Origin of the sequence: Streptomyces sp. NPDC047886, assembly GCF_043204435.1 — a bacterium.
GTDB lineage: Bacteria > Actinomycetota > Actinomycetes > Streptomycetales > Streptomycetaceae > Streptomyces.
Genome location: NZ_JBIDCF010000002.1, coordinates 1,199,872 through 1,224,947, shown reverse-complemented (window position 1 = coordinate 1,224,947; position 25,076 = coordinate 1,199,872). Strand labels below are relative to the sequence as shown.

The window sequence follows — 25,076 nt, the reverse complement described above, 5'->3', positions numbered from 1 at the left end:
GACTCTCGAAGTGGTGCATTCAGGGCCAATTGACCCAGACGGACAGCCTATTTGGGACTTCTTATCGAGGCTTCAGGCGGTTGCCATATGTACGTCCTGAATTCTGCTGAATGACGTAATGGTCAGTCAACTCCCTTATCTAACGCATTACCCGATCTGCGTGGTGAGTGATCTCACATCCCGTTAGGGGCTGTGGATTTTGTGTGTGCTCCCCCGGCACAATTGCCGGGCAATTTGTCGATTTCCCTGTGGTGGCACGTTCTTCTGTGTCCTGCGGCGGAAGTGGGGGGTCACATGTCCTCGTCCAGTCCGGGGCGTTCGTTCGGCGTAGCCGAGGGCGCGAACCTGCTATTTCGCAGGCCCGTCTCGCGGTCCGCGAAGAAGGCACGTGCGGCTCGCCGCGCCTTCGCGCGCCGCACCGGGATCGCACTCTCCGCACTTCTCACGGCGACGCTGCTTCCCGCCGAAGCATGGGCCGTTCCGCCGCCCGACCCGCGCGACGGCGTCGTCCTGACGGACGTGCAGCAGGAGGACCCGGCAGCCCCGGACGAGGCGAAGATCGCGGAGCTGAGCAAGTGGTCCGGCGCCCCGGCCGAGCCGCCGCCGGAGTACACGCCCACACACGTGACCCCGCCTCCGGCGGCCACGGTGAGCGTCGACCTGGACAGCGCGGGCGGCGAACTCGTACAGGCCGGCACACTGCCGGTGCGCATCGGGCAGGCGTCGCCCACCGAGGCAGAGCCTGACCCTCCGGCACCGACCGGGACCTGGAACGTCACGGTGGAGCCGCGAGCGACCACCGAGGCGGTCGGCGTCGACGGCACCGTACTGACAGTGGCACCTCCGGCGACGGGTTCCACTCCGGTCGATGTCGAACTCGACTATGGCGCGTTCAAGGACCTCTTCGGTACCGAGTGGTCGACCAGGCTCCAGCTCGTCCAGTTCCCCGAGTGCTACCTGACGACGCCCGAGCTGCCGGAGTGCGGCACCCCCGTCGACATCCCCAGCGACAACGATCCGTCCACCGAGACCGTCCGCGCGACCATCGACCCGGCCGCGGCCCAGCCTCAGGGCCTGACCGCGCAGAGCGGCGGCGGCGCGGTCGCCCTCGCCAGCCGTGACAAGGCATCCGGCGCGGCCGGCACGTACAAGGCGACCCCGCTCTCCGCGACGGGAACGTGGTCGGCGGGCGGTAGTGGCGGCGGCTTCAGCTGGTCGTACCCGCTCTCCGTACCGGCACCTCCGGCCGGCCCGGCACCGCAGATCTCGCTCTCGTACTCATCCCAGTCCGTCGACGGGCGCACCTCGGTCACCAACAGCCAGGCGTCCTGGCTCGGTGATGGCTGGGACTACAACCCTGGATTCGTGGAGCGCCGCTACCGTAGCTGCTCGGACGACCGCAAGGGCAGCCCCAACAACGCCAACGAAAGCGACAAGAAGAAGTCCGACCTGTGCTGGGCCAGTGACAACCTCGTCATGTCGCTGGGCGGATCCACCACCGAACTCGTACACGACGACACCAGTGAGAAGTGGATCCCCGCCACCGACGACGGGTCCCAGGTCGAGTACGTGGCCAAGGACGGCAGGACTCCGAAGGCTGGGCAGACCGCCGGCCACGACGGCGAGCACTGGGTCGTCACCACCCGGGACGGCACGAAGTACTGGTTCGGCAGGAACAACCTCCCCGGCCGTACAACACCCACGAACTCCACCTTCACCGTCCCGGTCTTCGGTAACCACAGCGGTGAGCCGTGCCACGAGGCGACGTACGCCGCCTCCTCCTGCACGCAGGTGTGGCGGTGGAACCTCGACTACGTCGAGGACGTCCACGGCAACGCGATGCTCATCGACTGGGCGCAGGAGAGGAACCACTACGGCAAGAACGAGAAGCACGACAACGCCGTCTCCTACGTCCGGGGCGGCCATCCGACCCAGATCCTCTACGGCCTGCGGTCCGAGAACCTGTCGGGTCCGTACGCGGGCAGGGTCGCACTCCAGGTAGCCCAGCGTTGTGAGAAAGTCGGCACCGTCAGCTGCTCCGACACCGAGTTCGAGTCGAAGAACTACGAGGACAAGCAGCCCTGGTGGGACACGCCCTCGACGCTCAACTGCCCCAGCACCAAGGGTTGCTACGTCTACGCCCCCACGTTCTGGAGCCGTATCCGGCTGGCCTCGGTCACGAGCTACGGCCAGCGCACCCTGGGCTCGACCGCGCACTCCAAGGTCGACCGCTGGGATCTGAAGCACGAGTTCCACAAGAACAGGGGTGACACGCACCCCCCGCTCTGGCTGCACTCCATCACCCGCACCGGCTTCGGCACGGAGACGGACGAGCTCGGGAACCAGAAGAGCAAGGACCTCCCGGCGGTCACGTTCCTTAAGAACAAAGACGACATGCCCAACCGCGTCCTCAAGCGCGGTGACGAGAAGGCCCCGGACTTCGACCGGCTGCGCGTAGAGAGGATCCTCACCGAGACCGGCGGGGAGATCCACATCGACTACTCCGATCCGTGTTCCGTCGGGACCGACCACCCAGCTCCGCAGTCGAACACCAGCCGCTGCTATCCGGTCTACTGGGCCGAGGACCCGGGCGTGTTCGCCGACGAGAACATCAAGGACGGCGTCCCTCCCGCGCCGCCGGAGTGGTTCAACAAGTACGTCGTCAACAGCATCACCGAGAAGGATCGCGTCGCCGCCCAGCCCGACGTCATCACGACGTACACCTACGAGGGCGGCGCTGCGTGGGCGAAGAACACCGACGAGTTCTCCAAGGCTGAGCTGCGCACGTACGACCAGTGGCGGGGCTATGCGAGCGTCGTCGTGACGAAGGGCCTCGCCCCCACCTCCAGCTATCCGAACCCGCCGAAGAGGCAGCAGAGTCGCACCCGCTACTTCCGCGGTATGCACGGTGAGAACGGCACCGCGGCGGTCCTTTTGAAGGATGCGACCGGCACTGAGACTCTGGTCAATGACCTGTCGGCGTACCAGGGCCGCGTGGCAGAGACGATCACCTACAGCGAGGTCGGCGGAAGCATCGCGTCCCGGGAACTGGCGTGGCCTTACGACAAGAAGACGGCCTCGCGTATTCGGGGCGATGGGCTACCGGTGCTGACGGCCTACCGCACGGGCACCGCGCGCACGGACACCATTCAGACGATCAGCGGCGGCAGGACGAGAACGGTCCGGTCTGCCTCGACGTTCGAGGCCACCTACGGCCTGCCCACCCAGACTCACACACTCGCTGTCACGCCGAACGGTTCCGGTGGCTGGACCATCAGTGACCAGTCCTGCACCACGACGTCGTACGTGCACAGCGTCGACAAGAACCTGATCGGCCTGCCACAGCGCGTCCGGACGACGGTTGGGTCCTGTGGACAGGCGGCTGCGGCGACCGGTGACCAGGTCATCAGCGACACCCGTACGTCCTACGACGCCCTCGCCTCCTTCGGCACTGTTCCGGTCAAGGGCCTCCCGTTCCAGGTCGACACCGTTGACGCTGACGGAGTCGGTTGGGTCACGTCGCGGCGGACGACGTACGACGCGCTGGGCCGTCCAACGAAGGTCACAGATGCCGGGAACAACTCGACTTCGACCTTCTTCAGCCCCACGACAGGACCGGCCTTCCGGACCACTGTGACCAACGCGTTGGGCCACAGCTCCGTCGCCGTGACGGATCCGGCCCGGGGCACGGTTCTGTCCGTCACGGACCCCAACGGGCGGAAGACGACCAGCAGCTACGACGAACTGGGCCGAGTAACCGATGTCTGGTCCGCGTCCCGGACGCAGGGCACGGACAAGGCTTCCGCGACCTTCGAGTATCAGGTCGCGAGCAACGCGGTCCCGGCGGTGACCACACGCGTCCTGCGAGACAACGGCACGTACGAAGACTCGACCGTCCTGTACGACGGCCTGCTGCGCCCTCGCCAGACCCAGGTCGAGGCACTGGGTGGCGGCCGCGTCATCACCGACACCAAGTACGACGAGAGCGGCAACGTCCGCGAGACGTACAACGGCTACTACGCCAAGGGCGAGCCGGACAAGCAGATCTTCGTTCCCGCGACGCTCACGGACGTGCCGAACTCGGCCAAGATCACTCACGATGGTCTCGGCCGCGCGGTCCGCACCACGACGCTGTACGCCGGTGATGCTCAGCACTCCACGACTGCCCGGTACGAGGGTGACTGGTCGTTGACCCGCACGGGCATGTCCGTCGACGGCCTCACCCCGCTGTCGGGCAGCCGCGCGGTCAAGACGTGGACGGACACGCTGGGGCGGACGGCGAAGATCCAACACTTCACCGCCCTCGACCTCACCACACAGATCGACACCACGTACCAGTACGACCTGCGTGGCAACCTCACGCGGGTCACCGACGCCAAGAACAACAAGTGGACGTACACCTACGACGCGAGGCGCCGTCTGACGGCCTCGACCGACCCCGACATGGGCTCCGCGACCTTCGGCTACACCGTGCTCGACCAGCTGCTCTGGTCCAAGGACAGCCAGGGCCGTGCCCAGTACTCGGAGTACGACGTCCTGGGGCGCCAGACCGAACTGCGCGATGACTCTGCGACCGGCCCGCTTGTCGCGAAGTGGTCGTTCGATACCCTGCCAGGCGCCAAGGGCTACCCCGTCGCGTCCACCCGCTACCACAGCGGCGCGGCCTTCACCTCCGAAGTCACGGGCTACGACAGCGAGTACCGCCCGACGGGCACCAAGACCACCATCCCGAGCACGCCGCTCACGACGGGCCTGGCGGGCTCGTACCCCTACGCCAACACCTACACGCCCACGGGGAAGCTCCAGTCCGTCGAGCTGCCGGCGACTCCGGGTGGCCTGGCGGCCGAAAGGGTGATCACCCGCTATGACGGCGAGGGCTCACCGACCACCACGTCGGGCCTGGCCTGGTACACCTCGGACACGCGCCTCAGCCCGTTCGGGGAGGTCCTTCGCACGGCTTCCGGCGAGGCACCGCGCCGGGTGTGGACGACCAACCTCTACAACGAGAACACCGGGCGCCTCGAGCAGTCGATCAGAGACCGCGAGACCGTCAACCCGCGCAGGCTCTCGTCGCTCACCTACGCCTACGACACCGTCGGCAACATCACCTCCATCACGGACGCGCAGTCGTCCACGCGGGTCGATCGCCAGTGCTTCGCGTACGACCCGATGGGCCGACTGGCTCACGCTTGGACGGCGCTGACGCCCAGTTGCCCGACGACTTCGGCGGCGCAGGGAGCCGGTCCACTCCGATCCGATCTCTCGCCGAGCATCGACGGCGGCGGCTACTGGCACTCGTACGCGTTCGACACGATCGGCAACCGCACACGGATGACGGTCCACGACCTGACCGATCCGGCCCTGGACGACGAACATGACTACACCTACGGCACGACGCTCCCGGACGGACCGCAGCCGTCCCCTATAGTCCAGCCGCACACTCTCACCCAGGTCACAGCGACCGAACGGACGGCGACTTCGACGGTCACGTCCCAGTCCACGTATGCCTACGACGCCTTCGGTAACACCACGCAGCGTGTGCTGGACGGCGACACTCAGGCCTTGTCCTGGGACCGCAGGAACAAGCTGACGTCGGTCGATACCGACAGCAATGGCTCCGCCGACGTCACGTACCTGTACGACGCGTCTGGCAACCGACTTCTCGAGGACAACGGCTCGACTCGCACCCTCTACCTCGGCGAGGCCGAGATCACGGTCAGCACCAGTGGGCAACCGGTCGAGGCCCAGCGCTACTACACCCACCCCGGTGCCCCGACGACGGTTCGCTCCACGGGCGGCAAGACGACGGGGCACAAGCTCACCGTTTTTCTGACCGACCACCACAGCACTGCCACCACGTCGGTCGAGCAGACGGCAGGTCAGGCAGTCACCCGCCGCTACTTCGACCCCTACGGAAACCCTCGTGGCACGGAACCCTCCACGTGGGCAAGCCGTCGCAGCTTCCTCGGCACCGGCGTAGACGACCCGACCACGGGCCTCACTCACATCGGCGCGCGCGAGTACGACGCCTCGACGGGCCGTTTCATCTCGGCAGACCCCGTCATCGACATCACCAATCCGGTGCAGATGAACGGGTACATCTACGCCAACGGTGACCCGATCAATCAGATGGACCCGACGGGTCTTGAGAGCTGCTATCCCCACAACTGCTCCGGCAGTAACGGGACATACGGCACATATTCACCGGCGAAGGATCCGGCCTCCAGTCAGAACGGCGGCGGGGGATCTGGCGGCACCGGCAGCCCTAGCAAGGGTAATGGTGACGGAAGCGCCTCAGTGGTGAACATCAAGCAGGAAGACGGGCGTACTTGGATAGAGGGGATCCAAGTGCCGACTGCCGAAGAATTGCACGCGCAGCTTCCCCAGTTCGAGGCGAGAGACAGGCTGGGAAAGTGGGCAGAGCGGAAGTGTTCCCTCGGAAAGGGAGTAGAGGACTTTTGTGCGGCCGCTGAGGCGCTTGGCCTCGTCTCTTATGAGCAGTCGGCGTTCGACAAGGCAGTGACAGCGGTAATCATTGAAGTCGCTGCCCCCGATATCGAATCGTGGAAGCAATGCCTGGGTGGTAGTGCGGCCGGTTGCGGATGGGCCGCACTGGATTTTCCGCTCCTTAAGATTGTCAAAGGCTTCAAGGGCATCTCGAAGGTGGTGAAGTCGTGCGACAGCTTTGTTGCCGGCACCAAGGTTCTTCTCGAGGACGGCTCAAGCAAGCCTATTGAGGAGCTTGAACCCGGGGACAAGGTTGTTGCCACCGATCCCGAAGCCGGCGAAGCGCAAGGCAAAGACGTTGTAGCCACCATCTTCACTCGTGATGACAAGTGGTATGTCGATGTGACGTTCGCGACTGAAGAAGGCCCCGCGACGATCACAGCAACTGACCACCATCCCTTCTGGTCGGAGTCGGAGCGGGCTTGGCTCGATGCGGGTGAGCTGCGGCCCGGCATGACGGTGCGTTCTGTAACAGGTGTGGCCGTCAAGGTCATCGCGGCACGTCGGTACAGCGCAGAGCAGGACACCTACAACCTCACGGTCGCAGGCCTCCACACGTACTATGTGCTGGCGGGGCAGACTCCGGTCCTGGTTCACAACAGCAACGGCAGGAACTGTGGGCCGGGCGGGTCGGGGATATCTGCACGTCACGAAAATGCTGGCGATATTGGCAATTACACAGATGGACAGAGAACCCGGGATCCGGCTTCGCAGTGGTATCACGAAATGCTAAGCGATGACGAGCTTCTGGACAGCATCAACAAAGCTGGTGAAGGAGATGGCATCCTCGTCTCGCGTGACGGCACGATTCTTGGTGGTCACCACCGCAAGGACGAGCTCCAAACAAGAATCAGGAACGGGCGCATCGATCCGAATACGCGAATCCGTATCGATGTCTACGACGGGGATTAATTTCTGATGTCAATGATCCGTTTGACGGACCCAGACTTCCGCGTGTGTGAAATCAGTTTCGAGATGTTGCTGGCGATCCAAGCGGAGGCGGAGGAACGGGGCTGGGCAACGCGATGGTCATCGGCCGACGCGCTCCGCAGCCAGGTCAGGGAAGGTGTCGTTGCGCTTCGACCACTAATGCGCGAAGAGCGAGGAGGGGTTGTGTGGGCGTATCGATGCCTCCTGCTGTTCGCGACGGCTGACGATCGGAATGCTGGGGGGATTGCCACGATCGATCTCGTTCCCGAGAGGCTGGAATCGCTGGAGCGAATCGATCGAGATCCGGATGTTCGGAGAGCTCTGGTACGAATGTTCTCTCTCGCGTCGGGTGGGATCTCGATGATCTCGAAGAAGTAGCGTGCTACCGGAGGGAGATAATGCCAGCCGAACCACTTCCGTCAGGTTCGTCGGATTGCCGACGGGTAAGCGGGTGAAGCGTAGGTCTGCCCGAGCAAGCTGCATCGGTTTCGCCTGGTCGTGATAGCAAATCTGGAGCCCCGCCGGGTGCGACTGGTGGGGCTCCAGAGGTTCTTGACGGCAGTAGTTGACGGCAACGTCAGCGGACGAAGGCGGCGCAGGATGGTGGTTCATCGCCGTCGCCGTTGACCGACTCGGTGGTCTCCGGGCTGTCGAGCGCGGTGCCGAGGGCGTCGATGGCGTCGCGCTGAAGGCGGAGTCGGACGTGGGCGTAGACGGTGGCGGTGACGCCGATGTGGGCGTGCCCGAGGAGTTCCTTGATCACGACGAGTTCGACGTCCTGCTCCAGGAGCAAGGTCGCGGTCGAGTGCCGGAGGTCGTGAAACCGGATGCGGCGGAGGCCGGCCTTGCGGAGGAGCGTGATGAAGGCGCAGGTGAGGTTGGTCGGGTCGATCGGTCTGCCCTGCTCAGTGGTGAACACGTGCCTGTCGTGCAGCCACGTCGTGCCCGCGTCCTCACGCTCGCGCTGCTGCTGCTCGTGGTGGAGCTTCAGCGACTGGACGCAGCGGGTGGGAAGGGCGATGCGGCGCTCGGAGGCCCGTGTCTTGGTAGGCAGCGTGGTGAGCCCGCCTGCGGCGGTGCGCTGAAGGGTGCGGCGGATGGCGGCGGTGCCTGCGTCGAGGTCGAGGTCTGTCCAGTGCAGGCCGAGGAGTTCGCCCTTGCGGAGTCCGGTATGGAGGGCGAGTTCAAACAGGGCGTACAGCCGGTGGTTTTGGGCGGTGATGAGGAGTCGGCGGGCTTCGTTGGCGGTGAGGGGTTCGAAGCGTCGGGGCCGTAGGGTGCCGGTGCGGACGTTGCGGGCGACGTTGCGCGGGATCTCTTCCTCACGCACGGCGTGCTCCAGGGCGGACTTGAGGACGGAGTGGATGTAGGTGAGCGTCAGCGGGGAGAGCAGCTTGCGGCAGCACTGACCGGCGGCGCAGCAGCGGGGCTGGTCGCGCCGGGCGTCGATGCCGCGCGTGCAGCACTGGCAGGTGGTGCGGAGCTGGTTGAGCCAGGTGCGGACGTCCTTGGCGGTGAACTTGGCCAGGGCGTCCTGGCGGGTGGTGCCGTAGACGCGGATGCGCCTGCGGGTGTTGCCGGGGGCGAGGACGTATCCGGCGGCTTCCCAGCGGCCATCCTTGCGCTGGTAGACGGTCCCGTCGCCGTTGGCGCGCACGCGGCGGGAGGCGGGGTTGTCTCGGGGTGTGGTCATTAGGCGGCGTCCTGTTCGAGGCGGGTGCGGATGAAGTCGGTGAGCGCGTGGGCGGGGATGCGGCCGGCGCGGGCCGAGGGTGATCGAGGCGAGCTGGCGGGTGCGGAGCAGGTCGTAGACGGCGGAGCGGCCGAGCTGGAGGCGGGCCATGACCTGGGGGACGGTGAGGAGTTCGGTGCCGGCGGACACGCGACGGCTTCCGTCGGGTCAGCGCCGGACGGCCGGAGTCCGGAGTGACCGGGGCCGTCTGGTCGACGTCCGTCGGGCCGAGCAGGCCGCTTGGCTTCCAGGAGGTTCGCGAGGTGGGTGAGTTCGGGCAGGAGGCCGGTTCCGGCGTATTGCCAGCGCGAGATGACGAGGGTCGTGTCCGCGTTGCCGCGCTGACCGGCCGTGTCGGCACAGTGACCAGCTCGGTGACCGGCGGTCAGGTCACTGCGGTCATCACGGTCACCATGCCGGTCAGTGACCGGCTGCCCGGCGGTGGGCAGGTTGCTGTCGGCGGCCGTTCGCTCGACGCACAAGCCGACGGGGGCCGGAGCAGCGGCGTCAGCTTGGGGGGTGCGCCAGGCGGTGCGTTCGGCGCGGAGGTGGGTGAGGGTGGTGGAGTAGTGGCGGGTGCGGGTGGAGAAGTGGCCTCGAAGCCGAGCATGTGGGCCCAGTGCCGCAGGCGGAGGTGGGCGTGCTCGGGGCGGGTGGCGAGGTGCCAGGCGGTGTGGATTATGCGGCGGGCGTGGTTGGTGATGTCGTACTGGGCGAGTTCGGCGAGGAGCCGGAGGCGGCGGTCGAGGGTGCCGGTGGTGGTCTCGGCGCCTTGGTGGCGTACTTGGCGATGTGCCGGTCGGTGACCGGTGCGTCGCTGGTGAAATCGGTGCTGCGGATCGGCCGGACGTCGATCTGCCGCCCGAACCGGAACTTCAACCGCCGTTCTCGATCAGCGTCCTGAGGTCGCGGTGCGTTCTTGGCAGGCTGTCGCGGCTGGCCTTCGTGCGGGACGCGGGTGCGTGTGGCAGCGGCACGAACGGCGTGGTCGAGGAGTTGGGTGGTGGCCCAGGCGGGCGGTGTGCTGCCAGGGCCTTTGGGCCCGTCGAGGCGGATGACGGCGTGGAAGTGGACCTGGCCGCGTTTCTGATACTCGGCGACCTTGGCGTAGGAGAGGGTGGCGTGGTGGCGCAGGGTGCGCTGGGTGAGTCCGGCGGCTTTGGCGATCTCGCGGCGTAGGTGGGTGGTGAAGCGGGCCCACAGGGCCGGGGCGTGCGCGTTCCACAGGACCGCGCCCGCGTAGTCGTAGCGGTCTGGATTGAGCGGGGTGCCGAGAAGCGGATCGTTGTCGGGGTGGGTGTGGCCGCAGTGGCAGCGGCCGGTGTCGGGCTGGTTGTGGACGGGGCCGAAGCCGGGCGCGGTGAGGGTGGCGAACACGCGTGGATGAGCAGCAACGCTGGTGGGGACGGTCTTGCCGCCGCGAAGTCCGGCGGCGATGAGCTGTTAGGTGTCGTATCGGTAGACGGTGGAGCAGGCGGGGCAGCGGGTGGCGCGGCGGTTGCCGCATCGGACCAGCAGTTCGCCCGCCGGGAGTCGGCTGGAGTCGAAGTGGTCGAGGTTTTCGCCGGTCGCGCTGTCCAGACGGGTTCGGTGTCCGGTGAGGCGGATTGGGTGCGCGCAGCCGCCGAGTCCGGTTATCTGCCGTGCGAGGGGCGCGAGGTGGCCGGTGGCGGCGAGCTTCGCCAGCCTGGCGGTGAGCCTGCCGTGGCGCTCCAGCGTTGAGCGCCCTGCCGTCGAGGCGGTGACGTCCGCCGGGACGGTGCCGGTCGGCGTCGTGTACGCCGGCGACGGACGCGAGACGGCTGGATGGGTTGCGGGGTACGGGAGATGGAGCTGTGCGGGCATGCGGGAAGGGGCCTTTCGGCGGGAGCGCGGAACCGGTACGGAGCGGGGCGGCATGGGCAGGCCGAAGTGATCGGCTCACAGGGGAACGGGGCGCCTCGAAGTCGGGCGCGGCCACCGGACCAGTTGTCTGAATCTCTCCACGAGACTGACCCCACTTCTCAGCGTGCGGCCTCACGTCGCACAGCAAGCTATCGCCTACGACCGTCCTACGGCCGGATCGCAGGCAAGGGCCGACCAGGGGCCGACCCTCAAGATCACTCGCCGGGCTCACCGAGGGCGGCGGCCGGCGTCGCCTCCGGCGGGGAGTGAGTTCCCGGCCGCCCGTGGCAGACCGACCCCGCCCGACCCGGTCCCCGCGCCGCCAGACTGGGCGACGCATCAGCCCGGCCGTACGCTGCCTCTCCCGCTCGGGCCCGATCCCGCCGGAAGAAGCCGACCCGGCGCCGCCCCGGCCGGTTGCCGCTGGTTTGCGGCACCGCCGCCGCATCAGGATGAGGGGGACCATTGGGCCGTGCGACGCCGGAGTGGCTGCGATCGGGGCAACGGCACACGACCTGAACTACGAAGTCGCGCTCTCGTACCCCGTGCCATATATCATCGGCGCTATGGACAGCGGGCGGTACTCGATCGAGATCGAGCCGGAGGTGCGGCTGTGGCTGGAGAACATTCCCGCCCATCACTACAAGCAGGCCGAACGCATCGCCGACCTGCTCGCCTAGCAGCCCACCACGCTCGACGAACCGCACTCCCGCCATCTGGGTGGCAAGCTCCGCGAGCTGCGCTTCCGCCTCGGCGATGCCCATCAGCGGATCACCTACTGGCTGGCGCCCGGCCGACGTGTCGTGCTGCTCACCGTGTTCCGCAAGACCAAGATGCGCGAGCAGGCCGAAGTGGACCGCGCCCACGCCGCACAGCGATTGTGCGAGGCAGAGCATGAAGCCGCCGCCGAGCACGACCTCTACAGCCGCAACCTCAAGGAGAACCGATGAACCACAGCGAATGGAGGACCCGTCGCCACCGCCAGCTGCTGGGCGAACACCTGGACGCTGACCCCGAGTACGACCAGGTCTACGAAGAGGCCGGCCTCGCCATGACGTTGGGCAAAGCCGTCTACAACCGGCGTAAGCAGCTGGGCCTGAGCGAGGCCGACCTCGCCGAGCGCATGCACGTCGACGTCGATGACATCGAGGGCATCGAGACGGCCACCGAGCTGCCGTCCATCGCGGTCATCATGCGTCTGGCCCGCGCACTGGACCTCACGGTGGACGTGCACCTCGCCGGCGGAGACGAGCCCACCGTCACCATCGTCGCCCCGGCGGCCTGAGGCGGGGAGGAACCATGCAGGACCCGCCTTCCGCGCTCGCCCGTGAGCTCGGGCAACTCGTCCACAACCGGCGCATCGAGCTCGGGCTGTCCCAGGCCGAGCTGGCCGAGCGGTGCGGGATGAAGCAGCCGCAGATCTCCCGCTTCGAAGGCGGCGGGACCGTGCCCACGCTTCCCCTCCTGCGCCGCCTGGCTCAGGCTCTCGGCGCCGACCTGACCATCAGCCTCACCCCGCACGACAAAGCCGCTTGACAAGCATTCGGAGTTCCTGGAATTCCCCAGGCGGTGTAGACCACTGGCAGCAGTAGTGACGCTGACAGTGAAAGGCTGGGGTGACAGATGGCGTTGACTCTCGCGCCAGGCAGAATGCCAGGCGTACACCGGCTTCCGCGACAGCCATAACCTGCGGACCACCTCCGGTGGCCGCACCCCCGCTCAAACATGGTCTGTGGGCCTCGTAGTGCATGCCACTGGCCGACGGGCTTGTGCGCGGGTGGCGGGGTGGTCCGCGGGTACGCAGGCATCCAGGGGCGGGGCTGGGGGCTCCTTTGGAGGCTTGGCGGCGGTCTTCTCGATCGAGGAGTCGCGTTTCATGTGAGCGTCAGATAATGAAAGGTCGGTGCCTGGAATGGCGTATGGCGGGCTTCTTTTCGTGATCGCCAGTCAGCGTGTCACCTCGGATGATGCTCTGCAATCCATCCCTTTCTTGCTGATGGGCGGAGGGGTCGGGTTGGTGCTGGCAGGGAACTTCCGTGGTGCTGCCGACTGGCTTCTAGCTTTCACCTCCGCAGTGATGTTCGGGCATATCGGATCAGCGACGACACGTACGTTGCGCATCACTGGTGCGGTGACCTTTCTCCTGTCGCTGGCTGGGCTCGTGGCGCAGGTCGCGGTGCTGCTCAGGTCCTGAGTTCTCGCCGGCGCGGGCGGGGGAACCATCGAGGATGGCCAGGCGGCCGTAAGTACGCGGAAGGCGGCGCGTGCTGTGCACGTCGGAGACGTGGCGGTAGGCGGCGGTGCCGTGCGGACCCGGTCGGTGGGTGGAGGTCGGGGCCGGGTCGTGGGCTGCCGCGACTCGGTGCGGTGTGACGTAACCCCTTGTGAGGACCAGGGAAGTACCCCTCCCCACCCCTCCCTGCCTCCCGTCACTCACACGAGTGGAATGCGGCAACTGGGGTGGTTTCGGGTGGGGTTCGCTGGCATATGCTCGCCGCGACAACCCCAGACACGCGACGGCCCCCGGCCGGGACTCGCAATCCCGATCGAGGGCCTGACCACCGAGGAAGTAAGGGCTTCCCGATGGCTGTTCAGCACCTTAGCGTGCCCTCCTGCGCCTCCGCTCCCGTTGCCGGATCTACCGCCCGATCCGGTGTCGTTCACGTCAACCGGCGGCACACCAGCCGGTTCACCGTCGTCGGCAACCACCTCGCTCAGCACCGGTCGCTGACGCTCGTCGCGATCGGGCTCGCCGTGCACATCCAGTCGCTGCCCACCGGGGCGCGGATCGGCGTCAAGTGCCTGGCCGCCCGCTTCCCCGAGAGCGAGGCGCGCATCGCCGCCGCCCTGCGCGAGCTGGAGAGCGCCGGGTATCTGGAGCGGGCCAGGGAGCGGCTGTCGAACGGGCGGATCGTCACCCGGACCGTGTCCTTCAACCAGCCGGGTGCCACACCGGATTCCGGGCCGGCGGTCCGGCGCCCGCCCGGTCGGCGCGACCGGCCCGACACACCCCGCCCCGAGCAGGCCATCACGCAGCCGCAGCCGCAGCCGCAGCCCTCGCCCGCGCCGTCCCCGCCCGCGTCGCCGCCCCAATCCGTGCCGCCCCCGCCGCCGCCGTCGCCCCAGTCCGTATCGCAGCCCCCGCAGCCCCCGCTGGCCCCGCAGCCGCAGCCGCAGCCGCAGCCGCAGCCGCAGCCGCAGCCGCAGCCGCAGCCGCAGCCCTCGGCCGCGCCGCCACGGCCCGCGTCGCCGCCCCCGCCCCCGTCGCCCCAGCCCGCATCGCAGCCCCCGTCGGCCCCGCAGCCCCCGTCGGCCCCGCCGCCCCCGCCCGCGCCGCCCCACTCCGCGCCGCCCCACTCCGCGCCGCCCCACTCCGCGTCGTCCCAGTCCGTGCCGTCCCCATCCGCGTCGTCCCGGGCCGCCCGGTCCCTGCCCGCGCCGCGTACCGATGACCCCGGGCGCCGTGTCGTCGCCGCCGGGCTCCTCGCGGGGCTGCGGCGCGACCACCCCGGGCTGCTGCTCGGGGAGGGCGACGTCCAGCGGCTGGCCCCCGCCGTGGCCGCCTGGCTGGAGCGGGGCGCCGCGCCCGACGCCGTACACCGCACCCTGACCGCGAGCCTCCCCGACGAGGTCAGCCACCCGGCGGGGCTGCTCGCCCACCGGCTCACCGCGCTGCTCCCGCCGCCCCTGCCCGCCGCGCCGCCCGGTCCCGTACGGCCTGATCCGTTCCAGACCTGCGACGGATGTGAACGTGCCTTCCGCGCGCCGGAGCCCGGCAGATGCCGCGACTGCCGTCCCGTCACCCGATCGGGGCCCGCCCAGCATGATGGGGATGACTCCCGCCCGCCGCGTGGCACGGACAGCGAGCGCCCTGACCGTCGCCCTGACCGTCGCCCTGGACGACGCACAGCGTGAAGCCTTCCTCTACCGGGCGATGCGCGACAGCTCCCGGCCAGCTGGAGATCACCGGGGAGGCGGTTCGTCCACGGTCCCGGAGGCCCCTCCGGGACCGTGAGCTGACCGCCGCGCAGATCAGCCGCCGTCTTGAGCGGTCATGCCGGACGAGCTCCCCGTCCGCACCAGGGGCCCGACGTGGCGGACGAGTTCCGCGCCCGCACCAGGGGCCTGACGTGGCGGACGAGTTCCCCGTCCGCACCAGGGGCCTGACGTGGCGGACGAGTTCCCCGTCCGCACCAGGGGCCTGACGTGGCGGACGAGCTCCCCGCCCGCGCCAGCGGCCCGACGTGGCGGACGAGTTCCCCGCCCGCACCAGGGGCCCGACGTGGTGGACGAGTTCCCCGCCCGCGCCAGCGGCCCGACGTGGCGGACGAGCGCGGGCGGTGATGACGAGCGCGGGCGGGGGACGCGGCACCCGGACATCATCGTGACCCCCTGGGGACCCCCTGGGCCGACACGGTGGCGGCGGGACGCCCGTTCCTCGCGGGCCCCAAGAACGCGCCCGTGGGGCTTGAGGGGCTCGTGTCCCCGGTCGAGCGGCGGGGGGGGGGTGACCCATGTGCGGTACCGGGTGCGGTATGCCCGCCGGGAGGGCTGGCACGCGGGAGAACCCGCTGGCAGGCCGGGGTGGGGCCGCTGTTACGATCCGGCTCACTTGTCTGGGGTGTGGCTGCCCCCGGCGGTACGGACGCCCGTCGGCGCACGCCGTCGGCAGCGGCGCCGCCCCCGCCGGGAGGGGACTTCTTCTTTGACTCGCTCACTCCACGCTCGGACTCGGTCGTTCCGCGCGCGCCCGGGTGGTGCCGGACGGTCCGCTGTGGCGCTGGCCGTGCTCGCGGGCGTCGTGGCCTCGGGCGGCCTGACGGCACCGGCCGCGACCGCCGCCGAGGCCGTGGACGGCCCGGCCGGGTCCGTCGTCGCGCCGCCGTCGCCGCGCTTCGTCCCGCGCGCCACCCAGATCCTGAACGCCGGTGAGACCGGCTTCCTGTACGCGCGGGAGGACGACGACCGGCTGCTGTGGACCGAGTACGCGACGGGCGCCACCACCGCCCTCGCCACCCGGCTGCCGCGGAAGCTCGCGTACGACGTGTTCAACGCGCGCTTCACCGTCAACGCGGCCGACGTCGCGGGCTACTTCGGCGCCGGTTCGGACACGGTCGCCGTGTACGCCGCGTCGCCGACGCCGCACGTGACCCTGCGGCAGGGCGCGGGCGCCACCGGTGACACGGTCGTGATCCCGATCCCCGCGGGCCAGGTGTACTCCGGCACCTTCGGCACCACCGTCCTCACGGCCACGATGGCGGACGGCGAGGTCACCGGCCACCACCTGCTGCGCATGGTGTCCGGGACGGTCGAGGACCGTGAGATCACCGGCCTGCCCGCCGGTGCCGTCCCGTCGCGCTACGCCGACGACGGCGACAGCGGGGCCGTCATCCTGCGCTACCGCAACGGCGACGAGAACGCGCCGGACACCCTGGACCGCTGGGTGATGGTCGACCTGGCGACCGCCGCCGCGTCCGCGCTGCCCGACCGGCCGGACCCGGAGAACCCCTGGGAGGTCCAGGGTTTCCGGCTCGGCAAGGACACGCTGCTGCGGCAGCGGCCGGGGCGGTACGCGATGGACGTGCTCGACCGGAAGGACCCGTCCGGGGCCGTACTGCGCACGTACGCCGGGACCGGGGACGGCTCCGGGGTCGCCCCGGTGGGGATGTCGCTGCTCCTCGCGTACGGGACGGAAACCGGCAACAACGACTACCGCGGCGGCCCGCTCGTCCGGCCGACGGCGACCGAGGGCACCCGCCAGCTCCTGGACTCCGCGCGCGCCGACCTCGCCGTCGCGCCGGACGGCTCCGTCGTCGTGGCGGGCGCCGAGAAGGCCCCCCACCAGGGCGAGACGGACTGGGCCTTCTACCGGTTCTCACCGGCCGCCGACGGCAGCCTGACCCGGCAGCGCGTCGCCACGGTCCAGCCGATGCCCGCCCACGTCTACGGCCTGTCCCTCGGCAGCGGCATCCTGACGACCGCCGACTCGGGCACGACCTTCCAGCCGCACACCTACCTCGGCGGGTACCGGAGCACCTGGCTGTCCACCACGGGCGCGCCCACCGCGCTCCGGTCGACCGCCGACGGGCTCGTCTCCGGACGCGACAGCGGATGCACCGACCTCGACGAGCGCTGCGTCACCATGTGGGCGAGCGGCGACGGCCACCACGGGCGGGAGCAGGCCACCGAGGCCGGTGACACCGTGCTGCGCGAGAACGGCGCCACGGCGTGGGGGCCGCGGCTCGACACCGGTGACAGCAGCCCCGAGCTGGCCGACCTCTCCGGTCGGTACGGCGTCGTCGACGGGGCCAGTTCGGGGCAGCAGTACATCACCGAGTTCCGCGACGGCACCCCCGGCAGCACCGTGCTCACCAGGCGGTCACGGGTGGCGTCCGCCGTGTGGGGTGCCACGCTGTGGAGCGCCGGCGCGACGGGCGGCGAGGTCGTCGCCACGACCCTGCCGACCGGGACACGGCAGGCGTCGTTCACGACCCGCAACGGCTGCACGCCGAACGAACTGCAGGCCGTCGGACGCTGGGTGTACTGGCGGTGCTTCGACTACTTCCGGGATCGCGGCGCGGGCGTGTACGACCGGGTCACCGGCCGTACGGTGACCGCTCCCACCGGCGGCAACACGCTGCTGGGCGACGGCTACCTCGTCCAGGGCGGCGAGCAGAGCGGCCTGACCCTGTACGACCTGCACGCCGGTCTCCCGGCCAGCGGCGCGCACACCGACCTGCCGCGCGCGGACCTCGTCAGCGCGGCGCAGCTCGGCCGGCACACGCGGGCGCGGACGGCCTGGACCGTCGACCGCTTCGGCGGGCACGTCGCCTACGTCGGCGACGACAACCTGGTCCGTGTCGTGCCCACCGGGGTACCCGCGTCCGACCTGTCGGTGATCGACAGCAGGCCCGCCGCGGCCACGCTCGACCTCGGCACCGAAGGGGCCTCCTGGCACGGCACCTGGTGGCTGTCCAAGCCGGCCGCGTCCTGGCGTATCGCGGTCCAGCGCGCCGACTCGGGTGTCACGGTCCGCACACTCCAGGGCGGCGAGGCACGCGGTGTCCTCACGGCGTCGTGGGACGGGAAGGACGCGCACGGCGACCCGGTCCTTGACGGCTCGTACCGCCTCGTCCTGACGGCCAAGGCCGCCGACGGCCGGGGCCCGGACCTCGTCGTGCCGTCGCCGGTGCGGGTGACCGGCGGTTCCGTGGCCCGCCGCGACCACAACGCGGACGGGCGCTCCGACCTGCTGACGCTGAACCCGTCCGGTGTGCTGGCGATCCGGTACGGCACCGGCGCGGGCGGGTTCTCCGGTTTCGTGACCGGCTCCGGCTGGTCCACCTCCACCGTGTTCGTCCCGTTCGGGGACACGGACGGCGACCGGTGCAACGACGTCCTGGTGCGGATGCCCTCCGGCGAACTCCGCTCGTACCGCCCCGGCTGCGGCGGGCCGCTGACGCCGACGTCGCCGTACCGGTCGCTGGGCACGGTGTACGGGCAGTTCGACGTGCTCACCTCGCCCGGTGACCTGACCGGTGACGGCCGCGCCGACCTGCTGGCCCGCCAGGCGTCCACCGGCGACATGTACCTGTACGCGGACAACGGCGCGGGCGCGCTGAAGACCGTCGGCCGCGTCGCCGCCAACTGGAAGTCGTACCGTGCCGTCTTCGGCGCCGGCGACCTCGACGGCGACGGCCACGGTGATGTCCTCGCCGTGGACGGCGCCAACTCCCTGTGGCGGTACGACGGCACGGCGACGGGCACGCTGAAGCCGCGCGTCCTCGTCTTCGGCAACAACTGGGGCAACGGCCGCAACACCTTCGTCGGCGTCGGCGACGTCACCGGCGACGGCAGGGCGGACCTGATCTCCCGCCACACGGCCGGCTACCTCTACCGCAACGACGGCCGCGGCAACGGATCCTTCGGACCCACGGCCCAGATCGGCACGGGCTGGCAGAACTACCGGCTCTTCTGACGGGAGGGGCGGGGCGCGGGGCGCGGGGGCGGTACGCCGCGCTCGTCTGACGCGGAGGCGAGACCGCGGTTCCGGCGGCCGGGCACCAGGTGCCCGGCCGCCGTCGCGTCGTCCCGCCCGTCGTCCCGCGTCGTCCCGCCCGTCGTCCCGCGCGTCAGCGCGGCGCCCGGTCGCGGCGGGCCGGGGCGCCGGCTTTCGGACGCCGTACGGGAGGCGTACCGCTGTGGCGAGGATCTCCGCGCGTCCGGCGCGTCGGCGCGTTACGCTCAACGGGTGACTCTTCTCGTGATGCGCCGACACGTGGACTACGTGCGCGTCACGACCATGAGCTGTCTGTGCCAGGGCTGAACCTCCTTTCCCCGCTCCTCCCTCGGTCCTGTCGCGGACGCTCGCCCTCCGGCACACTCCCGCCGGCGGCTTTCCGTACGCCGCGATCCCGCCACCTCCGGGAAACAGGGCCTCGTCACACACGAAACGGAAGGCCACCATGCCGGCCATGTCTGCCATGCCTGTCCTGCCCGACGGACCTGTCGCCACCGCCCGCTCGCTGCCCGTCATCGACCTGTCCGCGGCGGACGACCCGGACCCCGGGACCCGGGACGCGTTCCACCGCGACCTGCACGCGGCGGCCCGCGACGTCGGGTTCCTCCATCTCACCGGCCATGGCGTCAGCCCTGCGGAGATCGCCCGCATCATGGAGCTGACCAGGGCGTTCTTCGCCCTGCCCGAGGCCGACAGGGTGGCCTTGAGCAACCTGAACTCGCCGCACTTCCGCGGCTACACCCGCGTCGGCCACGAGCTCACCGCCGGCCGGTCCGACTGGCGGGACCAGCTGGACGTCGGCGCCGAACGGCCGGCCGTCGCCGTGGGCCCAAACGACCCGGCGTACCTCTGGCTGGAGGGGCCCAACCAGTGGCCCGACGCGCTGCCGGAGCTCCGTACCGCCGTGCTGGCCTGGCAGGACCGGCTGGCGGCGGTGGCCCACCGGCTGCTGCGCGAGCTGCTCACCGCGCTGGGCGCGCCGGCCGACTTCTTCGACGGGGCCTTCGCCGACCGCCCCCACCTGCACACCAAGCTGATCCGCTACCCCGGCTCGGCCCCGTCGGGCGCGGACCAGGGCGTCGGCGCGCACAAGGACTACGGCTTCCTCACGCTGCTCCTCCAGGACGAGGTGGGCGGCCTGCAGGTCCGGTACGGCGACGGCTATCTGGATGTGCCGCCGCTGCCCGGCGCCTTCGTCGTCAACCTGGGCGAGCTGCTGGAGATCGCCACCGCCGGGTACCTGTCGGCGACGGACCACCGGGTCGTCAGCCCGCCCGGGGCGGTGGAGCGGTTCTCCGTGCCGTTCTTCTACAACCCCCGGCTGGACGCGGTCATCGAGACGGTTCCGGGCGCCTACCTGGAGCACGCCCCCGGTATCGCCGAGGACCGCGCCAACCCGCTGCACGCGGAGTACGGGCGCAACGAACTCAAGGGCTGGGTGCGCGCCCATCCCGAGGTTGCCCGGCGCCACCACCCGCGCCTCGTCGCCCCGGCGGGTCCCACGACCCGTCACACGACCGGTCCCCACCCCCGTCACACGACCGGTCCCCACCCCGGTCACACGACCGGTCACACGACGCCGCCCGACCGGGCCTGACCCGACCGGGCCTGACCCGACCGGGCGGCGGATTCGGCGGCCCGTACCCGGCGTCAGCCGGAACGCGCCGCCCGCCAGTCGCGGACCAGCTCCTCCACGTCGAACAGGGAGAGGTTGAGCGGCGGGCCCGGCGGCGGCCGGCGGATCGCTTCGGCGATCTTCTCGTTGATGTCGGCGACGAGACGGCGGACCCGCGCCTCGGTCGCCGCCTCGCCGATCGCCTTCAGCGCGTCCTCGGCCTCCTTGCGGAGGGCGAGGGCGGGCGGCAGGGCGGACAGGCCCTCGCGGTGCATCTTGCCCTTGACCCACCACAGTTCGTCGTACGGGGCGGTGTCGTCGGGCAGCGGCTTGCCGAGACCCGACAGACGGTCGAAGTCACCGCGCTCCGTCGCCTCGCGGATCTGCCTGTCCACCCATGACTCGAAGTCGACTCCCGGCGGTTTCCGTTCGGTCATGCCTCCGATCGTACGGTCAGCAGCCGCTGTTCGTCGGTGCGCCGGCGAAGCGGTCCGCCAGCCAGTCGGCCGCCCTCGGGGCCTCGCTGATCACCCCGGACACATGCTCGCCGACCGTGATCGTCCGCCAGGTGACGTCGCCGCCCCGCGCGCACCACCGCGACCGGAGCCCGGTCCCCTGGGCGTACGGGATCAGCTCGTCGGCGAGCGCGTGGTACAGGTACACCGGCCGGGCGGGCGCCGCGGCGCCGAGGTCGGACTCGTGGAGGCGGCGCTGCCACTCGGCCGTGTCCAGCGGGTTCCGTACGGTCATGTCGGAGATCCGCTTGAACGACCCGACCGTCGAGTCGAGGGCCACGCAGTTCTCGCGGAGGAAGGAGACGAGCGCCCTGCCCGACGTGTTGAGGTACGAGTCGAGCCTCAGCTCCGGGTACGCCGCGTCCTGCCCGGCCGCCGCCATGAAGAGCAGCCCCGAGCCGTACGAGCCGTCGTGGACCGGGGCCAGCTTCGCGAGTTCGGCCGGGACCCCGCCGGTCGCCGTGCCCTTCACCGCCAGCTCCGGGGCGTACGAGGAGTGCAGTTCGGCCGCCCAGCCCGCCGCCTGGCCGCCCTGCGAGTAGCCCATGACCCCGATCGGGCTCCGTTCGGAGAGCCCCGTGTCCGGCAGGCGCAGCGCCGCGCGGGCGGCGTCGAGCATGGCGTGACCGGCGGACCGCCCGGCCGTGTAGGTGTGCTCGCCGGCGGTGCCGAGGCCCTCGTAGTCGGTGACGACGACGGCCCAGCCGCGCCGGAGGAGCTGCAGGATCAGGTTGGCCTCCATGGTGGTGCCGTCCGGGAACCCGGCGCTGGGGGCGCAGCGATCGCCCAGGCCGACCGTGCCGACGGCGTACGTGATCAACGGGCGTGGCCTGGTGGCGCCGTCGCGCGGGACGACGACGGTGCCGGAGACGACGTTCGGCTCGCCGGTCGCCGATGTCGACCGGTAGTGGATCTTCCAGGCACGGGTGTCCGTCGGCACTCCGGGGAGGGTGCGGAAGGAGGAGGGTTCCGTGGTCAGCAGGTCGCCCGGCCGGCCGGTACCGGCCCCGGCCGACGGCGGGGCGATCGCCGTCAGGGCGAGTGCGGCGAGGCAGGCGAGCAGTCGGGTCCGTACGCGCATGGCGGCTCCTGTGGTCGCGGGGGTGAGCGGGGTGTGGGGCGACCGTAGTGACGGGCGGGTACGGGAGAGCTGACCGGAACGCTCAACTTTCCTGGCCCCGGTACGCACCCGGGGTCGTCCCCGTCCACCGCCGGAACGCCCGGTGGAACGAGGCGTCCTCCGCGAAGCCCAGCCGCGCCGCCAGCACCGCGATCGGCTCACGTCCCGCCACGAGACCCGCGATGGCGGCGTCCCGCAGGACCGCGTCCCGCAGCCGACGGTACGAGGTGCCCTCCCGCTGGAGCCGGCGGCGCAGCGTCGCCGGGCTGACCGCCAGCCGCGCGGCCACCTCGTCCGGCGCGGGCAGCCGGGGGGAGTACCGCAGCGCCCGCGCGAGCGCGCCGTGCACCTGCTCGGCCACGGTCGTGCCGTACGCCCGCCGGCTCAGCAGCTCGAACGGTGAACGGCGCAGCATGCGGGCCAGGTCGTCCTCGTCCCGGACGAGCGGGGCCGTCAGCCAGTGGGCGGCGAACACGGCCTCTGTCGCGGGGGCGGCGAACCGCACCGGGCAGCCGAAGAGGGGCCCGTACTCGTCGCGGTGCGGGGGCGGCGGATAGGTGAAGGCGGCGGCGAGCAGCGGGATGCGGCGCCCGACGAGCCAGCTGCACAGCCGGTGCCAGATGGTGAGGACGCACTCGGTGAGGAACCGGTCGTCGTCGACCCGGTCCAGCGGGCCGCGCACGGTGAACACCGCGTCGCCGGAGCCCGCCGTGCCGGAGGCGCCGTGCTCCAGCGCCAGGTCGGGGCCGCCGGGGAACAGCCGGTAGAACGCGGTGCCGCGTTCGATGGCGGCGCCCAGGTCACGGCAGCCGAGTGCCGCGTGGCACATCATCGCGAACGTGCCCGGCCTGCTGGGTGCCGGGGCGAGACCGAGGAACTCGTCGCCCGTCGCCCGGTACAGCGCCCGGAACAGCGACGCGAACTGCGCCTCGGTGACCCGGGCCCGGTCGTCGCCGAGCAGCAGCGGCGGGATGCCCGCCGTCTGGAGCAGCGGCACGGGATCGAGGCCGTGCCGCCGCGCGCCCCGCAGCAGGGCGCGCGCGTGGTGCACGGTGATGGTCCGCTCGGCCATGGCCGGGACCGTAGCGGCCGGGGCGGGCGGACGCAGCGGGCGCGACGTCCTGCCCGAGGCGCGGCTTGGGGGAGGGGCGGGGAACCCCAGGAGGACCTGGGGCCGCTCCCCGGCGAGCGGCCGGGACGGTCCGGCGGGACGCGTCGCCGGTGCTCGTGGCGGGTCCGCCGGCGGGACGCTTGCGGTGCTCGTGGCGGGGCGGCGCCTGCTGATCGACGTCAGGCGGCGGGCGGCACGCAGTGCTGGGCGACGGTGTCCGCGAACGCCCTGGCCAGCGGCGGCAGCGCGGCCCAGCGGCGGACCGCCCAGCCCACCGCCAGCGGCGGCAGCGCCGGTATCGGGACGAGCCGGAGATCGGGGTGGCCGGGGCCGCTCCAGCCGGGCAGGGCGGGGACGATCGCGTGGCCGAGGCCCAGCTCGGCGAGCAGGACCGCCGTGTCCCAGCAGCCGACACCGGCCTCCGGGCCGACGGGGACGCCGAGCTCCGCGAGCGCGGCGTCCAGCCGGGCGCGGGACGCGGACCGCTCGGGCAGCCGGATGTGCCGTATGGCGGCCAGGTCCTCCGGCTCCAGCCGCTCCCGCCGTGCGAGCGGGTCGTCGGCGTGGACGGCGAGGACCCAGGGCAGCTCGATCACCGGCCGCTGCTCGATGCCCCGTACGGGGGTGCCGATGGTGACCCAGGCCAGGTCGAGGTCGCTCGCGGACAGCGCGTCGAAGCAGGCGCGGCTGGACGTCAGCGTGCGGAACTCCAGGTTCGCCCCGGGGTGCCGGCGGCGGAACGCGACCACTGCTCCGGCCATGAGGTTCCGTACGGCCGTCGCGCCGGTCGTGACCCGGACGGTGCCGTTCTCGCCGCGCGCCATCTCGCCGAGGTGGCGCAGGGCGAGGTCGAGGCCGCCGATGCCCTCGGCCGCCGCGGCCTGGAGCAGCCGGCCGGCCCGGGTGGGTACGACGCCGCGTGGATGGCGTTCCAGCAGGAGGACGCCGGTCTCCCGTTCCAGCCGTTTCACGTGCTGGCTCACCGCCGACTGGGTGCACGACAGGTCCCGGGCGACGGCGCTGAGGCTGCCCGCCCGGCACACGGCCACGAAGACACGCAGATCATCGAGGGTCACGGGGCCAAACTAAACGATCAAGCTGAAAAAAGGCCCTCGAACGGGTGAATCCTTGAAAGGGCGGGCCTGCGGCCGGTGTTCCGGCCGTGTTCCGCGAGCGGGTTCGGGCCGTGTTCCGGCGGTGTTCCGGCCGCCTTCCGGCCGGGGGAGAAGTCCCGTACCGGAATAACGCTGCGGCGCCTTCGAAGAATCGGTGGAAGCCGCGTCGCAGGATCATCCGAAAGGCCGGAAGCGGGTAACGCCACCGAAAGAAAAGGGCGGGGCGGCAAAGGCAGGGGCCCTGTTCCGTACGGGCGTACGGGACAGGGCCCCTTGGTACTGCTAAGTCGTGCGCGATCGCCGACCCAGGCTCATCAGGCCGGGGTGACGTTCTCCGCCTGCGGGCCCTTCGGACCCTGGGTGACGTCGAAGTTCACGACCTGGTTCTCCTCGAGGGAGCGGAACCCGGACGCGTTGATCGCGGAGTAGTGGACGAAGACATCCGGGCCGCCGCCGTCCTGGGCGATGAAGCCGAAGCCCTTTTCAGCGTTGAACCACTTGACGGTTCCGGTAGCCATAAGCCCTCC

The 25,076-nt window shown here is 70.5% G+C and carries 12 protein-coding genes and 3 pseudogenes; 8 read left to right on the top strand and 7 right to left on the bottom strand.

The window, feature by feature from the left end; genetic code table 11:
* Positions 1–294: 294 nt before the first annotated feature.
* Positions 295–7,419: an RHS repeat-associated core domain-containing protein gene (locus ACGF5U_RS11235; protein WP_392716117.1), complete on the top strand. Its 7,125-nt coding sequence runs from the start codon at positions 295–297 to the stop codon at positions 7,417–7,419.
* Positions 7,420–8,014: 595 nt separating this feature from the next.
* On the opposite strand, the gene ACGF5U_RS11230 is transcribed toward ACGF5U_RS11235, so the two are convergent.
* Together ACGF5U_RS11230 and ACGF5U_RS11225 are read right to left on the bottom strand one after the other, a co-directional pair.
* Positions 8,015–9,130: a tyrosine-type recombinase/integrase gene (locus tag ACGF5U_RS11230; protein ID WP_392716115.1), complete on the bottom strand. Its 1,116-nt coding sequence runs from the start codon at positions 9,128–9,130 to the stop codon at positions 8,015–8,017.
* 320 nt (positions 9,131–9,450) lie between these two features.
* Positions 9,451–11,014, bottom strand: a pseudogene (locus ACGF5U_RS11225) (replication initiator); the annotation flags it as partial.
* Positions 11,015–11,619: 605 nt separating this feature from the next.
* On the opposite strand from ACGF5U_RS11225, the pseudogene ACGF5U_RS11220 reads away from it, so the two are divergent.
* The 7 genes and pseudogenes from ACGF5U_RS11220 (at position 11,620) to ACGF5U_RS11190 (ending at position 20,670) form a co-directional block, all read left to right on the top strand.
* Positions 11,620–12,003 (top strand): annotated as a pseudogene (locus tag ACGF5U_RS11220) (type II toxin-antitoxin system RelE/ParE family toxin).
* The gene (locus tag ACGF5U_RS11215; protein ID WP_392716113.1) at positions 12,000–12,338 is read left to right on the top strand and encodes a helix-turn-helix domain-containing protein; all 339 of its coding nucleotides are present in this window, start codon (positions 12,000–12,002) and stop codon (positions 12,336–12,338) included. Before ACGF5U_RS11220 ends, ACGF5U_RS11215 begins: the two are co-directional and overlap by 4 nt.
* A gap of 35 nt (positions 12,339–12,373) precedes the next feature.
* A pseudogene (locus ACGF5U_RS11210) lies at positions 12,374–12,589 on the top strand (helix-turn-helix domain-containing protein); the annotation flags it as partial.
* A gap of 367 nt (positions 12,590–12,956) precedes the next feature.
* Positions 12,957–13,247 carry a hypothetical protein gene (locus ACGF5U_RS11205; protein WP_392716111.1) on the top strand — a complete coding sequence of 97 codons (291 nt, stop codon included), beginning with the start codon at positions 12,957–12,959 and terminating at the stop codon, positions 13,245–13,247.
* 389 nt (positions 13,248–13,636) lie between these two features.
* Positions 13,637–14,968, top strand: a complete 1,332-nt coding sequence (locus tag ACGF5U_RS11200) for a hypothetical protein (RefSeq protein ID WP_392716109.1) — start codon at positions 13,637–13,639, stop codon at positions 14,966–14,968.
* A gap of 859 nt (positions 14,969–15,827) precedes the next feature.
* On the top strand, positions 15,828–19,031 hold the full coding sequence (locus ACGF5U_RS11195) for an FG-GAP-like repeat-containing protein (protein ID WP_392716107.1): 3,204 nt from the start codon (positions 15,828–15,830) through the stop codon (positions 19,029–19,031).
* 496 nt (positions 19,032–19,527) lie between these two features.
* Entirely contained in the window at positions 19,528–20,670 is a 1,143-nt protein-coding gene (locus ACGF5U_RS11190; protein ID WP_392716104.1) for an isopenicillin N synthase family dioxygenase, read from the top strand.
* Positions 20,671–20,723: 53 nt separating this feature from the next.
* On the opposite strand, the gene ACGF5U_RS11185 is transcribed toward ACGF5U_RS11190, so the two are convergent.
* From ACGF5U_RS11185 to ACGF5U_RS11165, 5 genes are all read right to left on the bottom strand, one after another.
* Complete coding sequence (locus ACGF5U_RS11185) at positions 20,724–21,125, bottom strand: DUF1992 domain-containing protein (RefSeq protein ID WP_392716102.1); 402 nt, start codon at positions 21,123–21,125, stop codon at positions 20,724–20,726.
* Positions 21,126–21,141: 16 nt separating this feature from the next.
* Positions 21,142–22,284, bottom strand: a complete 1,143-nt coding sequence (locus tag ACGF5U_RS11180) for a lipase family protein (RefSeq protein ID WP_392716100.1) — start codon at positions 22,282–22,284, stop codon at positions 21,142–21,144.
* An 82-nt stretch (positions 22,285–22,366) separates the two neighbouring features.
* Positions 22,367–23,395: an AraC family transcriptional regulator gene (locus tag ACGF5U_RS11175; protein ID WP_392716098.1), complete on the bottom strand. Its 1,029-nt coding sequence runs from the start codon at positions 23,393–23,395 to the stop codon at positions 22,367–22,369.
* A gap of 218 nt (positions 23,396–23,613) precedes the next feature.
* Complete coding sequence (locus tag ACGF5U_RS11170) at positions 23,614–24,510, bottom strand: LysR family transcriptional regulator (RefSeq protein WP_392716096.1); 897 nt, start codon at positions 24,508–24,510, stop codon at positions 23,614–23,616.
* A gap of 353 nt (positions 24,511–24,863) precedes the next feature.
* On the bottom strand, positions 24,864–25,067 hold the full coding sequence (locus ACGF5U_RS11165) for a cold-shock protein (RefSeq protein ID WP_003967102.1): 204 nt from the start codon (positions 25,065–25,067) through the stop codon (positions 24,864–24,866).
* Between the last annotated feature and the right edge of the window lie 9 nt (positions 25,068–25,076).

Bases quoted from the DNA above. Each gene is read 5' to 3' on its own strand.
- ACGF5U_RS11235 (WP_392716117.1), top strand. From the start codon at position 295: ATGTCCTCGTCCAGTCCGGGGCGTTCGTTCGGCGTAGCCGAGGGCGCG.
- ACGF5U_RS11230 (WP_392716115.1), bottom strand. From the start codon at position 9,130: ATGACCACACCCCGAGACAACCCCGCCTCCCGCCGCGTGCGCGCCAAC.
- ACGF5U_RS11215 (WP_392716113.1), top strand. From the start codon at position 12,000: ATGAACCACAGCGAATGGAGGACCCGTCGCCACCGCCAGCTGCTGGGC.
- ACGF5U_RS11200 (WP_392716109.1), top strand. From the start codon at position 13,637: ATGGCTGTTCAGCACCTTAGCGTGCCCTCCTGCGCCTCCGCTCCCGTT.
- ACGF5U_RS11190 (WP_392716104.1), top strand. From the start codon at position 19,528: ATGTCTGCCATGCCTGTCCTGCCCGACGGACCTGTCGCCACCGCCCGC.
- ACGF5U_RS11185 (WP_392716102.1), bottom strand. From the start codon at position 21,125: ATGACCGAACGGAAACCGCCGGGAGTCGACTTCGAGTCATGGGTGGAC.
- ACGF5U_RS11180 (WP_392716100.1), bottom strand. From the start codon at position 22,284: ATGCGCGTACGGACCCGACTGCTCGCCTGCCTCGCCGCACTCGCCCTG.
- ACGF5U_RS11175 (WP_392716098.1), bottom strand. From the start codon at position 23,395: ATGGCCGAGCGGACCATCACCGTGCACCACGCGCGCGCCCTGCTGCGG.
- ACGF5U_RS11165 (WP_003967102.1), bottom strand. From the start codon at position 25,067: ATGGCTACCGGAACCGTCAAGTGGTTCAACGCTGAAAAGGGCTTCGGC.